Source organism: Sphingobacterium sp. BIGb0165 (assembly GCF_024810095.1).
Lineage (GTDB): Bacteria > Bacteroidota > Bacteroidia > Sphingobacteriales > Sphingobacteriaceae > Sphingobacterium > Sphingobacterium detergens.
On record NZ_JANUEB010000001.1, the window covers coordinates 128,405 to 145,739 of the forward strand.

Genomic DNA, 17,335 nt, shown 5'->3' on the forward strand with positions numbered 1-17,335 from the left:
CTGATCTATATCAAAACAATTCTCCCATTTATTGATTTCCAATAGCCCTGTTGGAGTAGTTTATCAATTGAAGTATTGATAATGCTATCAATTTGAGCGCCGGTCTTAGAAAAGGCAAAGACTCTGGCTGTGGCGCGTACAAGATCCTCTCTTAATAGACTGAGACTGTTGTTCATGACCTCGATAAGTGCGATCTCTATTTCCTCAGGTGCAATATCTTCGATCGCTCTTTTTTCGAGGTTATTGTCGCGGTAATATGTCAGCGCTGTGGCCGATTGTTCCTGATCCCAATAAAAAATTTGATGGGAAAGCTCCTCTTTTACTCCGGGCAATTTTCTCGTTAGTTCAGTTAGATACTGGACAAGTTTTGATGTGGCTCTTGTGGTGTTCCATAAACGTAGCACCTTGCGAAAGAGATGGTTTTGACTGATTGGAGACTCCGTGCGGATGATCTTCAGGATCTGATCGCTCAATATCGTTCGATAGGTCACATCATAAATTAATTCTGGACTTGCTGTTGTCATTGGATTGACTTTGGCACTTACATAAGGTTTCATTTTAGATGAAACAATGGCATCATCGGATAGCACTGAAAGGGTGGTTTTCGATTGTGCTTGGGAAGCATCGATGATGATAGGCTCTTTTGCCGTTGTATCGTTTACGATGCGTTGAATTTCCGCTTTAATGTCATTCAGTATTTTATCTCTGTTTTTTATCCAGTCTAAGGTCCAGATGCGGTAAATATTCCAGCCCAGTGATTGCAGCACATTCGGAATCAGCAGTTCCCTGTCATTGGTTGTCTGTGTGTTGAAATAGTTTTTCCCGTCAACCAATATCCCCAAAATATACTGATGAGCATGCATCGGATCCACAATACCAATATCAACGCGATAGCCCGAAGTACCGATATTTGTTTTCACTTTTATACCCTGTCGGTCTAAATATTTCGCGATCGATTGGATGAGCGTATATTTTTCCTGATCATGGGCTACCGCTTCAGCTGTCTGCAATACGCCTCTTTCAGCGAAGTTTAAAAAGGCTTTTAGTCCCTCCACACCGGCCGAACTGGTACGGTTTAAATCAATCTGATCTCCCTTTAGCGAGGAGAAAACACGCATTTCGTATCGGGCCCGGGTTACAGCGACATTGAGTCTGCGCCAGCCACCATCACGATTCAAAGGACCGAAATTCATCGAAACCTTGCCATCTTCGTCTGGGCCGTAGCCGATGGAAAATAGAATAAAATCACGTTCGTCGCCCTGGACATTTTCTAAATTTTTAATAAAAATAGGCTCATCACCCTGTAGTGCCGTTTCTTCTAAGTCGGGATGCGCTGAGAATAATGACTGCAACAAATCTTCAATTAAATTCTGCTGGGTTTGACTAAAAGTGACCACACCCAATGAACGATGGGGACGATGTTCCAAATGCTGTTTTATATATTGGATCACTGCCTCAGCTTCCTTTAGATTTGTTCGGGTTTTCCCTTTGTCGTAATGACCATCGATAAATTGAAAACTTACTTTCTTATCCTGATCGTCATGGGAAGGAAATGTCAATAATTTGTTCTCATAAAAATTGGAGTTACTGAAAGAAATAAGACTTTCATGTTTACTGCGATAATGACGCAATAGGTATTTCGATGGAATGGACAAGGCGAGGGAATCATCCAGGATGCTTTCCAGATCTTCTAATTCCAGATGATCTTCATCAATTTTGTTGCTGGCAAAGAAGCTCGTTGGTGGCATTTGCTTTGGATCCCCCACAATAATGGCCTGTTTAGCCCGGGCGAGGGCGCTGATTGCTTCTGATGTCGGTAGCTGCGATGCTTCATCGAAAATAACCAGATCGAAATGATCGGTATTTACATCAAAATATTGGGCAACCGAAATCGGACTCATCAGCATGCAGGGCTTGAGTCGCGGAAGTAACGTCGAGACCTGATCAAATAAACGACGGATACTGACTCCACGACCTCGATTTCGGATCGCACGTTGTAAGATTCCAATTTCCGAACTATGAACTGCTTCCTGGGAGAGATTGGGGATTTTGTTGCTGAGCTCCAAAACCAATTGCTCCCGTACCAATCGGGTAAACTCTTGATGAAGTGTTTTGTATTGTAAAATCTGTGCTTCATATACAGCTGCATCAAAACCATTTAAAATGCTGGACTGATCCAAAGAATTTACAAAGTAATTGAGATGCAATACACTTTCCATATCCATGCTCAGTGCATCTTTATTGATTTTGTTCGATTCAAGTAGATCAATCAACCAGGATAGTCCCAGCTTTATGCCCTGATCCTTATAATAATTGTATCGGATCCAGTCTTCAAGTTGATCTAAATCTTGTTTTATTTGGTTTAAAACTTCGACTTTTGGAATATGAACTAAAAATGCCGAAATGGCCTGATGCTTATCTGCGTAATGTTGGAGCGTTAAAATAAGGACAGGTATTCTCAACTTTAGATCTGTATGTGCGAGTATATAGTTTAACCAAGATTGAAAGTTTTCAAATTTGAGCTGTTGCGCCAGTTCATTGAATGCCCGCAGTTCTTGCTGATGCTGTTGCAGCGTAGCTAAATTATAGGTATTGCCTATGAGATAATAACTCGTCGCCTCGTTTATCGGATAGAATTGCGGTTCCGCCAAATTCTTTGAGACCAGATCGAAGGAATTTTTCTGATAAAAGAACTGATCAACCTGCTGTTCGGAAGTAATTTTGTTTGTAGCAAAACCATTTAAGAATTTTTTTACTTTACGTTGTTTCAACCATTTGGGCAGAAACCAGGAATGTTTTGACTGATTCCAGGTGGATTCAATCAGATTCCAGTCTGTCGTAAATATTCTGTTGCCAAAATCTGTAACAAGCACATTTTCTAATGTCTGCTTTTGGCTTTGCAGTTCAACCCAATGATCAAGTAAATTCTTTTGACGAACATCAAAGTAGACATTTACGATGGTCTGATGCGCCGAAAAGTGGGTGATCTTTTCGAGAAGTGAATATAGCGAGGTCTTGTTTTCGATCCAATTCTTCGTGAGATTCAATTGCAGATCCGAGAGGGCTTTTGTTGCCTCAGCGTCTGCCTGTATATAATCTTCGATAGATTTCTCGATATTATTTTTGTGAGCAAAGTTCTGATCTTTCAAATGGATCAAGTGCAATGGGTGCTTGTCAATCGCTGGTAATTTATGCGTTAACTCTCCGAAGGGGATTGCCCAGTCCTGCCAATTATTCCAGGTCTTTTTGTCAATATGTTCCAGTTGCAGGGATAGCAACCAGTCCGTGTTGATTTCGATATGATGACTGTCCAAATAGGAAACGGAATCATACAGGCTCCAGCCCACTGCAAAGGGTTGATGTAAGGAGTCAACATATTGACTTAATGCTGCTTTGCGCTGATCAATACGTTGCGCTTCTTCCTGAAAATCGATATGACTTTGATACTTGGGTGTTTCCAGGCTCTGTTCCAATTGCCGTAGGACATCTGATTTTTTAGATTTATTTGAATGTAACTCTAAACAGAAGGAGCCTAAACCAATTTTTTCCAAACGGCGATGTACCACATCCAAAGCAGCCTTTTTAGCAGCGACAAAAAGTACTTTTTTGTCATTCGCTAGTGCATTTGCGATAATATTGGTGATGGTTTGGGATTTACCGGTACCGGGAGGGCCATGTAATACAAAGCTCTTATTTGCATTGGAGTGACGTACAGCTTCAAGCTGGGAATTGTCTGTTGGAATGGGTAATGTTAACAAGGAAGAGGGGAGCTGCTCCAGATTTTCCGAATCACCGGTGATATCCAATAGATCCGAAAGCCGCCCGTCAATCAAGCTCTTTACAATGGTGCTTTTTTTAATTTCTTCTGCATATTTGGTTAGGTCTTGCCACAGAATAAGCTTGTTAAAAGAGAAGTTTCCAAGGACAACCTGTTCCTGAATATCCCATCCTTCCAGGTTTAAAATAGACTTTCTTAGAATGGCGAATACTTTTTGTACGTCAACTCCCGATTCATCCATTGGTAGCACTTCCAGTGCATTGAGGTTAAGCTTAAATTCCTGTTTGAGATATTCCAACAATGTAATATTGATCATGGCCTCCTCTTCACGGCTTCGGAGTGTAAACTTGGTGTTGACAGATCTGCGTGATAATTCAACAGGAATCAATAGGATGGGGGCAAGTCTAGGCTGTTGATTGGTTTTGGGTTCAAACCACTTCAATAAACCGACTCCCAGATACAAGGTGCTCTTTCCATTTTCCTCTTCGGCCAATTTCGCATTACGGTACAGGTGTGTTAAGATATTATCCAGATCATCCTGATGATAAAGTGTCAGCAGGCGATTATATCTGAATTCGTCGTCAGCAAGCTTGAATAATGGCTCGGAAGAATGCAAGGGTTCTAAATAAAGATTGTAACGACGTAAAACCTCTTGACTGTTGTTGGGATGTATGGTGAGTGATTTTCCGTTTGATAGATGATCTTCCAAGAGATCTGTTTTCAGATCCACTATTTGCAACATACTTTTAGTGAACCGGAGGTTCAACAGGTTATTTCTGAGTGAAAGGTCGAGCAGCTTTCGTTCCCAGATTTTTTGTTTTGTTAGATCTTTGACTTCACTGAGAACGAGATCCAGTTTGTTGTCATCGATATTAAAATAATCGATAGCCTGTTTTTTGGCTGATCCAGTGGTATTCTTTAATGCTGCGTTGTTCAGCTCGTCCTTTCCAGTAAAAGGTAAGGGAAGGATCCCATGCGAACGGGCATGTTTGATATCGAGGGATAAAATAAAGTTGTTGGCATGTAATAGCTGTGTTTCGGCGATGTTCATTGCTTCCCGCATGGTATAGGCATTTCCTCGGCATAAATGCGTAGACTCGATCAAAGCGATATCATCAATTCCATGCGCGATCCGTTTTGAAATAGCGGCTTGATCATAATTGACAACAGCTTCTAGTCGCTGGTCGCTGAGCCAAACGCCTATAAATGCATGCCCTCGGGTGACAATAAGAATTGGATTCAGATCGATTGCTTCCAGACAGGCTGCAAATAGTAGCGAGATATCGATACAGTTTCCAAACTTCGTTTCCCAGATCTGATCAACCAGACGAATACGCTGACCTTCAGTTTCAAAACTTGCAGGCATGGCGCTGTATGTAATATTGATATTTAGAATAGCCTGATATAGGGCCATTACTTCCTGCAGGACACGATCCTTGCTATCGGATTGATAGCCCAAAAACGCTGGCGTTAACCTGTTTTTCTCAAGAATTTTGACCGCCTCTGCTTTAATCGTATAGATGATATCGTGATTGGGCAAAACATAAGAAGCCAATAACTCGGGGTATTTACTTAATCCGCCAAAATAATCCATCGGTAACACGTTTACGGTGAATTTTTGCTGATATAAGATTTCATTTTTAGAATAAATCGTACAGGTAAGCGTATCCAAATCTTTTTCTACCAGATTCCGGATAAATGGAATATTGTAGTCGAAAGCTAAATTTTCCACTGTCACTGGTGTTCCTTCCAAAAACCTGTCTATATAAAATGTGTAGGGGCTGAACAATCCGATTTCAGAAGTAATCTCAATTTTTATCTGTTCAATATCCTTTGTAACCGCGGTGATTTTAATTTTTTCCACCAGCGACAGATTATGGAAACAGAAGCTATAATTAAAGTGAGAGGCTTTCTCTATTGCAACCTGAAAACAAGCATTAGTTTCGATCATTTTAAAAAAAAATATATTAGTTTAAAGATATAGAAAATTTATATACTCCCAATTGCTTTATACGCTATTTCTAGTTGTCGTTTTGAGTGTAATTTTTGGCAAAATATATAAAGGAAGCATCTCTAATTTTGTGTCAGATTTAACAAGTGATTTAAGATGAAAAAATTATATGCCTCCCTTATTGGAGTAATGTTAGCTGTGCTGACCAATGTTGTCATGGCACAGGCTCATAAAACACAGGTCTTGGTTCTTATTCATTCCGATAAAGGCGGAACGTATGAATTAGCCAAGGAAGTTGCAAAAGGTATTGAACACAATGGCAAGGTACAGGCTGTGGTTAAACTGGTGAAACCATCATCTGATCCAAAGCTGAGTAGTCTTGCTGTGGCAACAGTAGAAGAACTGCCTAATTATGATGGGATTGCATTTGGATCACCTGTTTATTTTGGTAATATAAGTACAGCAATGAGCGAGTTCCTTTCCAAAACATTAGAGCTATGGTCTCAGCACGCTTTGGAGGGCATCCCTGCTACAGTGTTTATGTCAGCAGGTAGTGGTGCAGGAAAGGAATTGGCATTGCAGTCATTCTGGAATAGCCTGGCGGTACATGGGATGATTCTGGTTCCTACCGGTATTATGGGGAATGACAAAATAGATAAATCCATTCCACAGGGAAATACAGTCTTGGGGACAACAAGTCTCGCTTCATTGACAGCTACCGAAAGACCAAGCAAAAGTGAGCGCTATCTGGCCGAGCTGCAGGGAATGAACCTTGCGAAGGTTGCCCTAGCGCTAGCGGGTACAAGGGAAAATAAGGCTTTTGATAAAAAAAGTAGCTCAGCTCATCCGGATGCGCTGGCAATCCATAATCGGTTACGGGAAAACAATATTGTACTTCCAAAAGTGCCCCAACCGGCGGGGAATTATCAACCTTATGTCCGTTCCGGAAATTTAGTCTTTATCAATCAGGTGGCACTCAAGGATGGTAAAATATTTAAACCCGGAAAATTAGGGGCCGGTGTAAGTGAGCAGGAGGTGAAGGAAGCGACCGAAATAACAATGCTTAATGTACTCTCTGTTCTTAATGAGGCGGTCGGTGGAGAGCTAAACCGGGTCAAACGCTGTGTACAGTTAACAGGAATTTTCAATACGAAAGACGATTATAGTAAACATGCCGACCTGATGAACGTGGCATCCAATCTTGCTGTTACCGTCTTTGGCGAAAAAGGGAAACATGCCCGGGCGACTTTTGGAGCTTCATCTTTACCTGTAAATTCATCTGTAGAGATACAGGCAGTCTTCGAAATTGAATAGCTAGCTGTGAAAATCGATTGAGGGACCTTTCTGACCAATAAGCCGAGTGCAGCGAGCGCATGAAAAAAATGCCAATGTGATAAACATTGGCATTACCTTATACGTCCTATAAAGTTTCAGGGATGTTATTTTTTAACTTCACCTTTATATTTTACTGCACCATTTACATATAAATCCGATTTATCAGCATCATATTTATAGGTATCCTTTTGGTACGTATTGTTTTCAGTTTTATCCAAAATAATCGTTGTTTTATTGTCGTCTGGCAAAAATAATTCCATTTTGGATTTATCGTCATTAGCGACAACAAATGCACTGATGATAGCATCGCCTTCCTTAACATCAACAGGATTCAAACGTGTTCCTACATTAAAGACCTGAATACATCCCTGCTTAACTTCACTCCAAGTTTGACCTGCACCAACAAGACATCCATGTTCATCCTTATCTCCGCCGATAGATGGTGTTTCTTCTTTGGCCAGACTGTCGGTTTTCTCAGCAGACTTTGGTTGCTGTGCATTATTACATCCTGCAAGTAGGATAACACATAGTGCTAAAAATGCTATTTTTTTCATTTTAATCGGTTTTTTATATGTTTTGTTCTGCAGTGCAATAAATATACCATACTTGTCAAATCGATCCCTTTGTTTGAAGAAAATTAAGTGAACCGTAAATATTGCCATAGGGCAAGTTAATTTAATACGCTGTTTATTAATATTGTATTGCAGCTAATATTGCTCGCTGGCTTTATGCTGGACGAAGGCAGTTATTTGAAATATATATTCAATAGGCGGTAGAAATGAATAAACGGATCGTATTTAATCTAAAAATATAACATATGGAAGACGTAAACTCAGGGAAAAAAAACCTTGTTTCAGTTGTTTTGGTGGAGAAACCGCTCGAAGATGTCTGGGAACACTGGATCGGATCAGCGTCCATAAAACAATGGAATATTCCATTCGATGATTGGCATTGTCCAGAAGTAGAGAACGATTTTAGGGAAGGTGGGCAATTTAATTTTCGAATGGAACGACGGGCTGATCATGAAGGCTTTGATTATCGTGGGGTATATGATCGTATTATCCCATTAGAATATATTGAAAGTACCAGTGGCGGAAGAAACTGTATTGTTGAATTTCAGGCTATCGATAATAATACGATTATAAGGGAGACGTTTGAACCAGACGCGGTGACGCCACTGGATCTTCAGCAAAATTTTACCGACGCTGTTCTGATCAACTTTAAAAAATTTGTAGAAAGCAGATAAATCTAGATCTAAATAGGCGAAACTAATTAAATTAAATAATGAGCATGTTGAACAATCACTCAGGTTATGCAGCCGCTAACGGGATAAAGCTATACTATGAAATATATGGAGCTGGAAAGCCACTTGTGCTTATCCACGGCGGTGGCTCCTCAGGTCTTTTTGATTTTGAGGAGACCGTTATACGATTGAAAGATCGCTATCAATTGATCTTGCTGGATATGCAAAATCATGGTCGATCGGAGCATAGGGTCGTTCCGGAAACATTTGAACAGGATGCAAGGGATATTATCGCGGTGTTGGATTACCTCGCGATCGATAAAGCCTCATTTTTAGGTTTCAGTAATGGCGCAACGACCATTTTGAAACTCGCTTCTCTTTTCCCGGATAGGGTAAACAAATTGATTGCTGCTTCGGGTAACACCAAAAGAGAGGGTTTGTTAGATGGCTTCTTTGATAGCATGTCAGCTTCTACGATTGAGGTTATGCCGCCTTATTTGAAAGAAAATTTTTTGAAATTGAATTCGGATCCCGAAAAGTTTAAAAATATGTATGAAAAGGATAGCCAGCGCATGATAAATTTCCAGGATTTTGAACCGGGTACCTTAGAAAACTTAGCTTGCCCGGTATTTCTGATCGGAGGAGATCAGGACGTGGTCAAAGGGCAGCATTTGGCACAAATGCAACAGCAAATTCCCAATGCACGGCTTATGGTTCTGCCCGCCAATCATGGTAATTATATGATGAAAGATTTTGATGGACAAATAGATAAAGGATTAATTGATTTTACGATCCTCCAGATTCAAAAATTCCTTGAGGTCGAATAGCATCTTCCTATTCAAGTCCTATTCGTCGGGTTGAAGCGATTTTAGTACAGCAGATGAGACAGTTAACGGCGCATACTAGGTTCCAAACTTCGTATGCGTTGTTGATTTTTGCCATCAACACGTGAAGCAACGGCCCATATTGCTGCAGGCAACCAGCCCAAAATAGTAATTTGGAGGATTAAACAAATAATTCCACTGAATATTTTACCTCTTAAAAAGAAGGATAACCATGGAAGTAGTACTGCAATCAATATCATATCAAACGATTTATAAAAAAACTGTATAAATAACCGAGAACAAACTCCGTTCATCTGACTATACAGATAACTTAAATGTACACAACAAAAATCGACAATAATATGTAAGAAAGCAAATCGCTGAAGATGTTAAGAAATCTTAAAATTTTCTGTTTCCAATCCTCTTTTGAAGATTCGGGACAGTAGTGGCACCAATGTTGATGTTCCCCTGTCGAATATTTTTAGATGCAGTTTACAATAAGACAAATGACGGAACACATGAACGAGAGCAAAAAAATTATTGAGATTTTGGACAATAAATATAAAGCTTATTTGGAAGAAGACGGAAAATGGCTCAATGAAGGATTTAGGAATATTTTTATAGAAGGAGAGGCTAGTAGAAAGAATCTAAAAACATCGGTTTACTTGATGTTGCCTGAAGAAATTAGGGAAGATGTAGATCAGCTATTATCGGACAACTTCAGTTAAAAGGGAACTAATCTGCAGCAGGTTTTTTAATGTAATCAATTTTCCTCTTTTCCTCCTGGGCCTTGACCGCATTCGCTATTCCGAATCCTTTGATAGTTTGATAGATCTGCTGTTTCTCTTTTCTACTCAACACGTTTAACATCGTGAGTATCTCTTTTCCCTGTGTAGTTTCTAATTCGAGTCTTGTCCCTTCCCAGATAGTTGCAGTTATCCGGATATTTACAATTTGTACGAATGGAACAAACACCAAAAAATCGAGGTCAGCAATGGCTTTTTTGAACGCATGTCTTGCGGGCATTCTTTTGAAATAAAACCCCTTTGTATCTGTTTTCGCTCGAACGGCTTTTTTGCTGTTCTTTAGCATCCAGAGCCCAATCAGGATGCATGTCAGCTTTAATGGTAGCCATGGTATAGATCCCAAAAAAGGAGCAATGTCTACCCATAATGTTCCTGTTCCAATGAACACTAAAATAACAGCGATCGTGATTCTTTTCCAGTTCGGATGATAATAAATCTTTTCAGACTGTACCTCATTAACCATAAGCTCCTTATAAATGAAGATCTATTTTTTACTTCACATAATCAACCTATTCATTGATCAATAGTAATGTAAAACGACAGACTATTTCGTAAATATAACAGTGCGCAACAGTCGATACGTCTTACATTTACAATTCGTCTGAAAAGATTTTATATTCGATCATACACCGAATTGCCGCAAGTGATGATCCATATGTTTATACACAAAAATGCCAATTTGTTCCGTTTCCATTTTTCCGAAAAAATCATGGATGAAATCTGGATTTGAATAGTGACCATAGGATTCAATTTGCTCCATCCAATTTTTTTTCTGGGCGGCATCAACCTGCCCCATATTGTCCTTGACAGCGAAAATTCCCGCAGGCACATTTTTTTTCAGCGGCTTATCGTCTTTTATCATGCCTTTTAGGGCCATTTTTCCAAATATCTTCCCAAGAAATTCTTGCTTGTAATGATGTTTATTCCGACCAAGCACCCAATCATTCCAGATTGTGCAATGTTTGATCATTTGATATACATTCATTTTTCCCCATTGTGCTGTGTTATTGGGGGTAAGGAGCTCGATCCTTTCGATCAGTTCTGCTCTTTCTGTGTTGTTGAATATTGTTTTCATCTTGTTTTTTTTTGTAAAGTTAGCGCAGATATAGCCGACCATTACCACGTAAAAATGACATTTGAGGGTGGTTTTCGTGCCAGAATTATGCGTACATTTAAGAGAAAATAGAGGTGTACATAAATATTTACAGATGAAACATATATCAGTCATTATCTATAACAATGTATTATCTACGGCCGTATCAACTACGGTCGCATTACTCATGGGCGCAAATGAAGCTGCTTTAAAAAGGGGGATGCCGATGCCATTTGAGATTGAATTAATTGGGGTCGGTACAAAAACAGTGCAGTCCATTCTCCCGATTCAATTTTATTGTACAAGAATACTGGCGGAGGTCGCTCGAACGGATGTGGTTATAATTCCCCCCATGAATATAGCCGCTGGGCAGATTGAATCATTTTTAGATGACAACTTGGAGTTGATCGGTTGGATCAGAGATAAATATGAGCGCAAAGCGGAAGTGATCAGTCTGTGCACCGGAGCCTATTTTTTGGCAGAAAGCGGATTGTTGGATGGAATGCCAGCAACCTCACATTGGGACGCTATAACGGATCTGGCAGGTCGATATCCCAACATCCTTTTTAAACCAGATCATGTGGTCACTCATTCCAAAGCAATTATTACAGGTGGGGGTGGTTTTTCGGCATTAAATGCAATGCTCTATTTTATAGAAAAAAATTGTAGCAAGGAAATCGCCATCGAACTCAGTAAGTTCTATGCATTGGATTATGGTCGTACCTCACAGAATATATTTTCAGTTTTCTCGGGGCAACGTCTTCACGATGATCAAGATATCCATCGGGCGCAAAGCTATATCGAAGAGAAAATTAAAGCTGACATTTCGGTCGAACAGATCGCTGATCATGTCAATATGAGCAAACGAAATTTTATTCGAAGATTTAAGAATGCAACCCGATTGAATCCGATAGAATATATACAGCGGACAAAGATAGAGGTAGCAAAAAAAGCATTGGAAATGGGGAATGCAAATATAGCTGATGTTACCTATAGTATCGGCTATAATGACTTAAAAACATTCCGCAGTTTATTCAAGAAAATAACAGGGTTAACACCCATAGATTATAGAAATAGATACAAGGGCCAATTTGAGGAAGTCTAATGACTGGACTATCCAGCATCTCAAATCTGGATGATAATGCGGATTCTTTTTACGAATATTTTTGCCTGTATAAATCAAAATATTTACTAAAATGAATTATCAAATTAAAAGAGCCAGTCTTGAAGACTTGAACGAAACCGCAGAATTGTTTAACCGTTATCGAATTTTTTACCGTCAGGAATCTGATCTGGAAAAAGGGAAGATGTTTTTAAAAGAGCGATTTCTGAAGGACGAATCAATTGTTTTTCTAGCCCTGGCTGACGGTAAAGCAGTGGGATTTGTACAATTGTATAAATTGTTTCATTACACTAAATTAGAAATGCAATGGTTGCTGAGCGATCTGTTTGTTCACCAAGATTATCGTGGTAAGGGACTTTCAGTTGCACTGATCGATCAGAGCAAACAATGGTGTACCGAAACCGGTGCCTGCGGGTTAATGCTCGAAACAGAAAAAACAAATGACATTGGCAATACGCTATACCCACGTTGCGGTTTTGAATACGATGGACTTCACAACTATTATCATTGGTGGAGTAAAAAGTAAACTGTATTTTGTCTAGTCTGAAAAATAATCTAATTATTTGGACTAGACATTTTAACTATTTTACGATTAGGTAAGTATCTGATGACGATGATGATTGAGGTGGGCTACATAATCTTCCATCAAAAAGGCAAGTGTTAGATCATTACATTTTCGCATTGTCAGGCCTTTAGTTATCAAAGTCTTGAATAGAAATAGAAGTTGCTTGTTGAGTGCTAACCATAGATCCAGCAGTTGTTTAGTTTCTGACTGCTGATAATTTGCATTTTCACAAAAGTCATCCTGTGTGTAAAAGATCTGTGGGTTTTCTTCAGATTGTGCTCTGATAAACCGGAGGTAGTTTGTCATGGCGCTATCGATCAGGTGCCCTAAAATTTCCTTCTTGCTCCATTTTTCTGGAACTGGCTTCGCACTAAATGCTATGGTATCAATGGCCGATAGTTCGGTCGGGAAAGTAGCTATGAGCACTTCAAAGTCTTGTATAAAATCGTTCATTTTTATTGAATGTTAATATGATGATAGCTTATTGTTAAGCGATTGCAAGGATTGTTAATTTTTCAAAAAATAAATACTTTGTTTGAAATTTGACAAAACAATTTTACCGCAAGTCGTATTTAGAGATATAACTGTTATTACAAATTAATAAAATAGAAATTTATGAACAGAAATCAATTTGTTTTTAAATCCATCTCTTGTTTTGGATTAATGGCATCCCTATGGTTGACGGGTTGTCAAAAGCAGGTATTATCGACGAATGAAGATGATGCGGTGAATCGTTTGAATCAGTTAAATGCGCAGGCTGCCGCAGTAACGACAAATGCTGTTGTGGAATGGAACCAGGAACGTCAAAAAATAGACGGTTTTGGTGCCTTCGGGGGGCGTATTGTTCCTTTCTTTGAATCTCCGAAGAGAGATAGTATTTTGGACTATCTTTGGGGTAATTCGGGTTTGAAGTTGAATATATTGCGCGGCAAGGTATTACATACCTATCCTTTCAATCAACAGAATAGGGTGGTGACCATTAAGCCTGCAGGGGTTGATATCGATGTCGCAGTGAGTAGTCCGGCTTATCAGGCACTCTCGGCAGATGCGCGCGAGCATCTGGGACAGCTGTGGATTCTAAAAAAGGCGAAGGAAAGATTTCAGGTTCCCGTTATTATCGCGAGTACCTGGACACCGCCGCTTTATATGAAGACGAATCCCAATAGTATCAGTGGTAAATGGTTTAATGGACTTAATCTGAATACCTCATCGACGCTATTTGCCCGCTATCTGGCTGGTTTCGCTAAAGCCTATCAAAATGAAGGGATCACAATTAATGCCATATCGCCAACGAACGAACCTGAAAATGTGTTTTCGGATTGGGATGCATCTTATTGGGCTTCGAATAAACTTGGTGAGTTTGTCACTAACAACCTCAGACCAGCCTTAAATGAAGAAGGTTTACAAAGTACCAAAATCATCGCTTCTGAAAATGCGGCTTGGGGAACAGCCAATACTTTCCTATCTGGAATGGACAGGAGTAATGTCGATATTCTGGCAGGACATGGTTATGTTGAAATTACAGAGTTGATCGGCGGAAAAAGAGGTTTCAACCAAAGCCCATCAAAGTGGACATTTTCCACTGGCGGCAAACCCATGTGGGTAACCGAAGCATCGGACGATGGTGGAAACTACGATGCCGGAATTGAAGGTGGATTGAAGCTTGCCGTTAATATGCACAAATTGCTGGCAGATTGTGATGCCAGTGCTTATGTCTTCTGGCTCGGGATGCTTGCATTCCAAAATAACGAGGCGTTGATCTGTACACGAAGTGATGGTTCGTTGGAATTTACCAAGGCATATGATGTGATGGGGCATTATTCCAGATTTATTAAAGCCAATTACAAGCGTATCAATGTGGCGGTACAAAATGCCAACGGATTACTGATATCCGCGTATAAAGATCCACAAACAGGTAAATTTGCCATGGTCGTGACAAATACAGGTAGCAGTAGTGTCCCGTTGGATATCAATCTGTCAGGCTTTGTAGGGGGACAATTATCCAATTATCAGACTACAGCGACCAGTACAGGTCATTGGGGACTTGCCGGTATGGTTGCGCCAACTGCAAATGGGGTATATAGCTTAACTATTCCAGCAAAGAGTGTGTCGACACTCGAAGGAACCAAACAATAAGGATATAAACGGAAAAGAAGCAATCCGAAGAGTAAAAACAACCCCCTGAGTAGTGAATGTATGTAAGAGGGGAAACGAATAAAATGAAAGAAAATGGGCTGTCCGAAATCTTTTGGACAGCCCATTTCTGTTTTCGAATTAATGCACTGCGATTAATCCCATCTATTACTTGTCGAAATGGCATATTTACCTGCCCCCATAAATAGAAAACTTAGTCCAATCAGCATGTAGATAACCAAAAGCTCTGCCGCCCAACCCCCAAATTCATTCAATTTAAAGATATTACCACTTTGGGCGAGACAAATCGCCGTAAGACAGTTAATAGCGAATACTACACCCGCCAAACGTATGCGTAGACCAAGGATAATCATAATCGGTGCAATGATTTCGCCCACAAATACGCCATTTGCAAAAAAGGAGGGAAGTCCGATGCTGACGATGATGTCCTTAATGAACCCGATGCCATGGATCAACTTATTGATCCCGTACACCAACATGGGACCGCCAATAGCTACTCTACTGATTAAAATGCCTAAATCAAGATTTTTTTTCATTATATTATTTTTAAAAGTTGTGTTTTACAAAAGCGCCAAAATTTTCCAGTGTTTTTTTACTGTTATTAAATTGGTCAAAGTTGGATGCCAGTCCGTACATAAGCTTGTCCTGTTTTAAGCCCAGCCGTATAAATTGAAGTCCACGCTGGTACATTTTGGTATTTACATTACCGATAGCAAGTACACTGAAATAGGCCTGTTTCTGTGCTGTTAAATAGGGGGTATACTCAAATGATAAGGACTGTTCGAGCGTAAATCCTTTTTGATAGGTAGTGCCTATAGCGTAAGAAAAAGACTGGGTAGGTTTGCTCACGCGATATTGTACAAACGCGCTAAAGAAAGCTCCGGGATTTTTCATTCCAAAAGCTGCATTCAATGTGAATCGTTTACTAATCGTATAGGAAGCCGTATTTCTGATAAAAAAGATGTTTTCTTTATCGGTTGTATATCCTGTATCAAAAAGCGATAGATTGTTGATTTTTATTTTGTCACTGATCTTGTAACTGACCTGATGCATATAGAAGTATGAACGATGTCCCAGGACGACCTCAGGTGTATAGGATAGTTGCTGAGCATGTGTCGCCACAGCAACCAAGGTAGAAAGTGCAAGTGTAATAGCTATTGTCTTCATGTTCTCTCGTTTGAATTACGAGCAAAACTAGACAAGGCGGAGGGGATAAAAATTAAGAAATCTTAAGAAAGACGTGACAGGTGTTTTTTTCTCAAATAACTTAGGTATTCGACCGTAATCCCAAGATAAGAGGCAATCATATATTGCGGAAACCGTTGTTCAATTGTAGGATAGTCCGAGATAAATTTGCGGTATTTGGTATACGCATCAGAGCGTACATTTTCGAAAGTACGCTCCTGTAAATTTACATAGGCATGCTGAATTTTCAATCGCCAAAACTCGGATAGGGCAGGGACTTCTTTATACAATATTTCCAGATTGCGTTTGCTGATCTGTATGAGTGTGGTATCCTCATTTGCACGGATATATAGGCGAGATGGTAATTCACTCAGGTAGCTATATAGATCATTGATCCACCACTGTTCTATCCCGAGTTGCACAATATGTTCTTTGCCATTCTCCTCCATATAATAAGCATATAGACTTCCTTTTACAATGAATCGCATGTGTTTGGAAATCTGCCCCTCCTGAAGAACAAACTCTTTCCGTTTTACAACTTTTACTTCCAATTTTGGGAGAATGGACAGTATATCCGCTTCAGTGAGTGGCACAATCTCTTTGAAATGGTCGATCAATAGCGAACTGATAGCGTCTAAATTCATATCTCTTGATTAAAAACACCGACAGGCTTTACCGCAAAAATATCGCTTTTGTGGGTGTCTAAATAAGACGCAAATTTAAGCAAATTTAGTATCGATCACGACTGTTTTAGGACTTTGAGCCCCATAATTTATCCAGCGCATATCTGCCACCACCTTGTAGGATGAGTGCGAGACAGATCCCCAGGACCAACAAATGGTATTCAAAACCCTCAGTACCAGCCGGCATTTTTCCGAACCAGTTCATAAAAAAACCATGTGCGGCATGATCGACCACAATCATACCAATAAACAGGAAAGAAATAGCAATGCTGGTGAGTCTGGTCAAAAAGCCCAATAGGATAAAAAACGTTCCGAGGCATTCAACCGCAATTGCACTAACGGCTAAGAACATCGGGAGATTGACATGACTGGTCATGTACGCGATTTCTCCTTGCAATCCGGGGCCGTCAAACCAACCAAATAATTTTTGGGCTGCATGTGGAAATAGTACTAGCCCCAATGTTAACCGCAAAATAAAGGCTGTCCAGCTATTATCTGTTGACAGAATCCATTGTTTAATCTTTTTGTTCATCTTACTATGGTTTATGATGAACAAATTTAATTGGAAATTAACGTGTTAACCTGTGCTATTTGA

At 39.8% G+C, this 17,335-nt stretch carries 17 protein-coding genes; 7 read left to right on the forward strand and 10 right to left on the reverse strand.

Annotated elements, in window-relative coordinates; genetic code table 11:
• Positions 1–5: 5 nt before the first annotated feature.
• Positions 6–5,642 carry a DUF3320 domain-containing protein gene (locus M2408_RS00570; RefSeq protein WP_259178311.1) on the reverse strand — a complete coding sequence of 1,879 codons (5,637 nt, stop codon included), beginning with the start codon at positions 5,640–5,642 and terminating at the stop codon, positions 6–8.
• Between the two features lie 243 nt (positions 5,643–5,885).
• On the opposite strand from M2408_RS00570, the gene M2408_RS00575 reads away from it, so the two are divergent.
• Positions 5,886–7,043, forward strand: a complete 1,158-nt coding sequence (locus M2408_RS00575; protein WP_259178313.1) for an Atu1372/SO_1960 family protein — start codon at positions 5,886–5,888, stop codon at positions 7,041–7,043.
• Between the two features lie 125 nt (positions 7,044–7,168).
• Here the strand turns inward: M2408_RS00575 and M2408_RS00580 are convergent, their stop codons facing one another.
• The gene (locus M2408_RS00580) at positions 7,169–7,618 is read right to left on the reverse strand and encodes a hypothetical protein (protein WP_259178316.1); all 450 of its coding nucleotides are present in this window, start codon (positions 7,616–7,618) and stop codon (positions 7,169–7,171) included.
• 263 nt (positions 7,619–7,881) lie between these two features.
• Between M2408_RS00580 and M2408_RS00585 the strand changes: the two genes are divergently transcribed.
• Both M2408_RS00585 and M2408_RS00590 read left to right on the forward strand, forming a co-directional pair.
• Positions 7,882–8,310 (forward strand): SRPBCC domain-containing protein, encoded by a 429-nt coding sequence (locus tag M2408_RS00585; protein ID WP_259178318.1) that lies wholly within the window; start codon positions 7,882–7,884, stop codon positions 8,308–8,310.
• Between the two features lie 44 nt (positions 8,311–8,354).
• Positions 8,355–9,134, forward strand: coding sequence for an alpha/beta fold hydrolase (locus M2408_RS00590; RefSeq protein WP_259178320.1), 780 nt, complete (start codon positions 8,355–8,357; stop codon positions 9,132–9,134).
• 62 nt (positions 9,135–9,196) lie between these two features.
• Here the strand turns inward: M2408_RS00590 and M2408_RS00595 are convergent, their stop codons facing one another.
• Complete coding sequence (locus M2408_RS00595; protein ID WP_259178322.1) at positions 9,197–9,391, reverse strand: YqaE/Pmp3 family membrane protein; 195 nt, start codon at positions 9,389–9,391, stop codon at positions 9,197–9,199.
• A 258-nt stretch (positions 9,392–9,649) separates the two neighbouring features.
• Here M2408_RS00595 and M2408_RS00600 point away from each other — a divergent pair, with 258 nt between their 5' ends.
• Positions 9,650–9,859, forward strand: coding sequence for a hypothetical protein (locus M2408_RS00600; RefSeq protein WP_259178324.1), 210 nt, complete (start codon positions 9,650–9,652; stop codon positions 9,857–9,859).
• Between the two features lie 7 nt (positions 9,860–9,866).
• Here the strand turns inward: M2408_RS00600 and M2408_RS00605 are convergent, their stop codons facing one another.
• Together M2408_RS00605 and M2408_RS00610 are read right to left on the reverse strand one after the other, a co-directional pair.
• Positions 9,867–10,400: a hypothetical protein gene (locus M2408_RS00605; protein ID WP_259178325.1), complete on the reverse strand. Its 534-nt coding sequence runs from the start codon at positions 10,398–10,400 to the stop codon at positions 9,867–9,869.
• A gap of 159 nt (positions 10,401–10,559) precedes the next feature.
• Positions 10,560–11,012: a DUF1569 domain-containing protein gene (locus M2408_RS00610; RefSeq protein WP_259178327.1), complete on the reverse strand. Its 453-nt coding sequence runs from the start codon at positions 11,010–11,012 to the stop codon at positions 10,560–10,562.
• 133 nt (positions 11,013–11,145) lie between these two features.
• Between M2408_RS00610 and M2408_RS00615 the strand changes: the two genes are divergently transcribed.
• Both M2408_RS00615 and M2408_RS00620 read left to right on the forward strand, forming a co-directional pair.
• Positions 11,146–12,135, forward strand: coding sequence for a GlxA family transcriptional regulator (locus M2408_RS00615; RefSeq protein ID WP_259178330.1), 990 nt, complete (start codon positions 11,146–11,148; stop codon positions 12,133–12,135).
• A 91-nt stretch (positions 12,136–12,226) separates the two neighbouring features.
• Entirely contained in the window at positions 12,227–12,679 is a 453-nt protein-coding gene (locus M2408_RS00620) for a GNAT family N-acetyltransferase (protein ID WP_259178332.1), read from the forward strand.
• Positions 12,680–12,745: 66 nt separating this feature from the next.
• Here M2408_RS00620 and M2408_RS00625 read toward each other — a convergent pair whose 3' ends face one another.
• Positions 12,746–13,171, reverse strand: coding sequence for a DinB family protein (locus M2408_RS00625; protein ID WP_259178334.1), 426 nt, complete (start codon positions 13,169–13,171; stop codon positions 12,746–12,748).
• A gap of 162 nt (positions 13,172–13,333) precedes the next feature.
• Here M2408_RS00625 and M2408_RS00630 point away from each other — a divergent pair, with 162 nt between their 5' ends.
• The gene (locus M2408_RS00630; RefSeq protein ID WP_259178336.1) at positions 13,334–14,854 is read left to right on the forward strand and encodes a glycoside hydrolase; all 1,521 of its coding nucleotides are present in this window, start codon (positions 13,334–13,336) and stop codon (positions 14,852–14,854) included.
• Positions 14,855–15,006: 152 nt separating this feature from the next.
• Here the strand turns inward: M2408_RS00630 and M2408_RS00635 are convergent, their stop codons facing one another.
• The 4 genes from M2408_RS00635 to M2408_RS00650 form a co-directional block, all read right to left on the reverse strand.
• Positions 15,007–15,408: a DoxX family protein gene (locus M2408_RS00635; protein WP_259178339.1), complete on the reverse strand. Its 402-nt coding sequence runs from the start codon at positions 15,406–15,408 to the stop codon at positions 15,007–15,009.
• A gap of 10 nt (positions 15,409–15,418) precedes the next feature.
• A complete protein-coding gene (locus M2408_RS00640; protein ID WP_259178343.1) occupies positions 15,419–16,039 on the reverse strand; it encodes a hypothetical protein in 621 nt (206 codons plus the stop codon).
• Positions 16,040–16,101: 62 nt separating this feature from the next.
• Positions 16,102–16,701 carry a Crp/Fnr family transcriptional regulator gene (locus M2408_RS00645; protein WP_259178344.1) on the reverse strand — a complete coding sequence of 200 codons (600 nt, stop codon included), beginning with the start codon at positions 16,699–16,701 and terminating at the stop codon, positions 16,102–16,104.
• 106 nt (positions 16,702–16,807) lie between these two features.
• Positions 16,808–17,272 (reverse strand): DoxX family protein, encoded by a 465-nt coding sequence (locus M2408_RS00650; protein ID WP_259178346.1) that lies wholly within the window; start codon positions 17,270–17,272, stop codon positions 16,808–16,810.
• Positions 17,273–17,335: the final 63 nt, after the last annotated feature.

Bases quoted from the DNA above. Each gene is read 5' to 3' on its own strand.
- M2408_RS00575 (WP_259178313.1), top strand. From the start codon at position 5,886: ATGAAAAAATTATATGCCTCCCTTATTGGAGTAATGTTAGCTGTGCTG.
- M2408_RS00580 (WP_259178316.1), bottom strand. From the start codon at position 7,618: ATGAAAAAAATAGCATTTTTAGCACTATGTGTTATCCTACTTGCAGGA.
- M2408_RS00585 (WP_259178318.1), top strand. From the start codon at position 7,882: ATGGAAGACGTAAACTCAGGGAAAAAAAACCTTGTTTCAGTTGTTTTG.
- M2408_RS00590 (WP_259178320.1), top strand. From the start codon at position 8,355: ATGTTGAACAATCACTCAGGTTATGCAGCCGCTAACGGGATAAAGCTA.
- M2408_RS00595 (WP_259178322.1), bottom strand. From the start codon at position 9,391: ATGATATTGATTGCAGTACTACTTCCATGGTTATCCTTCTTTTTAAGA.
- M2408_RS00600 (WP_259178324.1), top strand. From the start codon at position 9,650: ATGAACGAGAGCAAAAAAATTATTGAGATTTTGGACAATAAATATAAA.
- M2408_RS00605 (WP_259178325.1), bottom strand. From the start codon at position 10,400: ATGGTTAATGAGGTACAGTCTGAAAAGATTTATTATCATCCGAACTGG.
- M2408_RS00610 (WP_259178327.1), bottom strand. From the start codon at position 11,012: ATGAAAACAATATTCAACAACACAGAAAGAGCAGAACTGATCGAAAGG.
- M2408_RS00615 (WP_259178330.1), top strand. From the start codon at position 11,146: ATGAAACATATATCAGTCATTATCTATAACAATGTATTATCTACGGCC.
- M2408_RS00620 (WP_259178332.1), top strand. From the start codon at position 12,227: ATGAATTATCAAATTAAAAGAGCCAGTCTTGAAGACTTGAACGAAACC.
- M2408_RS00625 (WP_259178334.1), bottom strand. From the start codon at position 13,171: ATGAACGATTTTATACAAGACTTTGAAGTGCTCATAGCTACTTTCCCG.
- M2408_RS00630 (WP_259178336.1), top strand. From the start codon at position 13,334: ATGAACAGAAATCAATTTGTTTTTAAATCCATCTCTTGTTTTGGATTA.
- M2408_RS00635 (WP_259178339.1), bottom strand. From the start codon at position 15,408: ATGAAAAAAAATCTTGATTTAGGCATTTTAATCAGTAGAGTAGCTATT.
- M2408_RS00640 (WP_259178343.1), bottom strand. From the start codon at position 16,039: ATGAAGACAATAGCTATTACACTTGCACTTTCTACCTTGGTTGCTGTG.
- M2408_RS00645 (WP_259178344.1), bottom strand. From the start codon at position 16,701: ATGAATTTAGACGCTATCAGTTCGCTATTGATCGACCATTTCAAAGAG.
- M2408_RS00650 (WP_259178346.1), bottom strand. From the start codon at position 17,272: ATGAACAAAAAGATTAAACAATGGATTCTGTCAACAGATAATAGCTGG.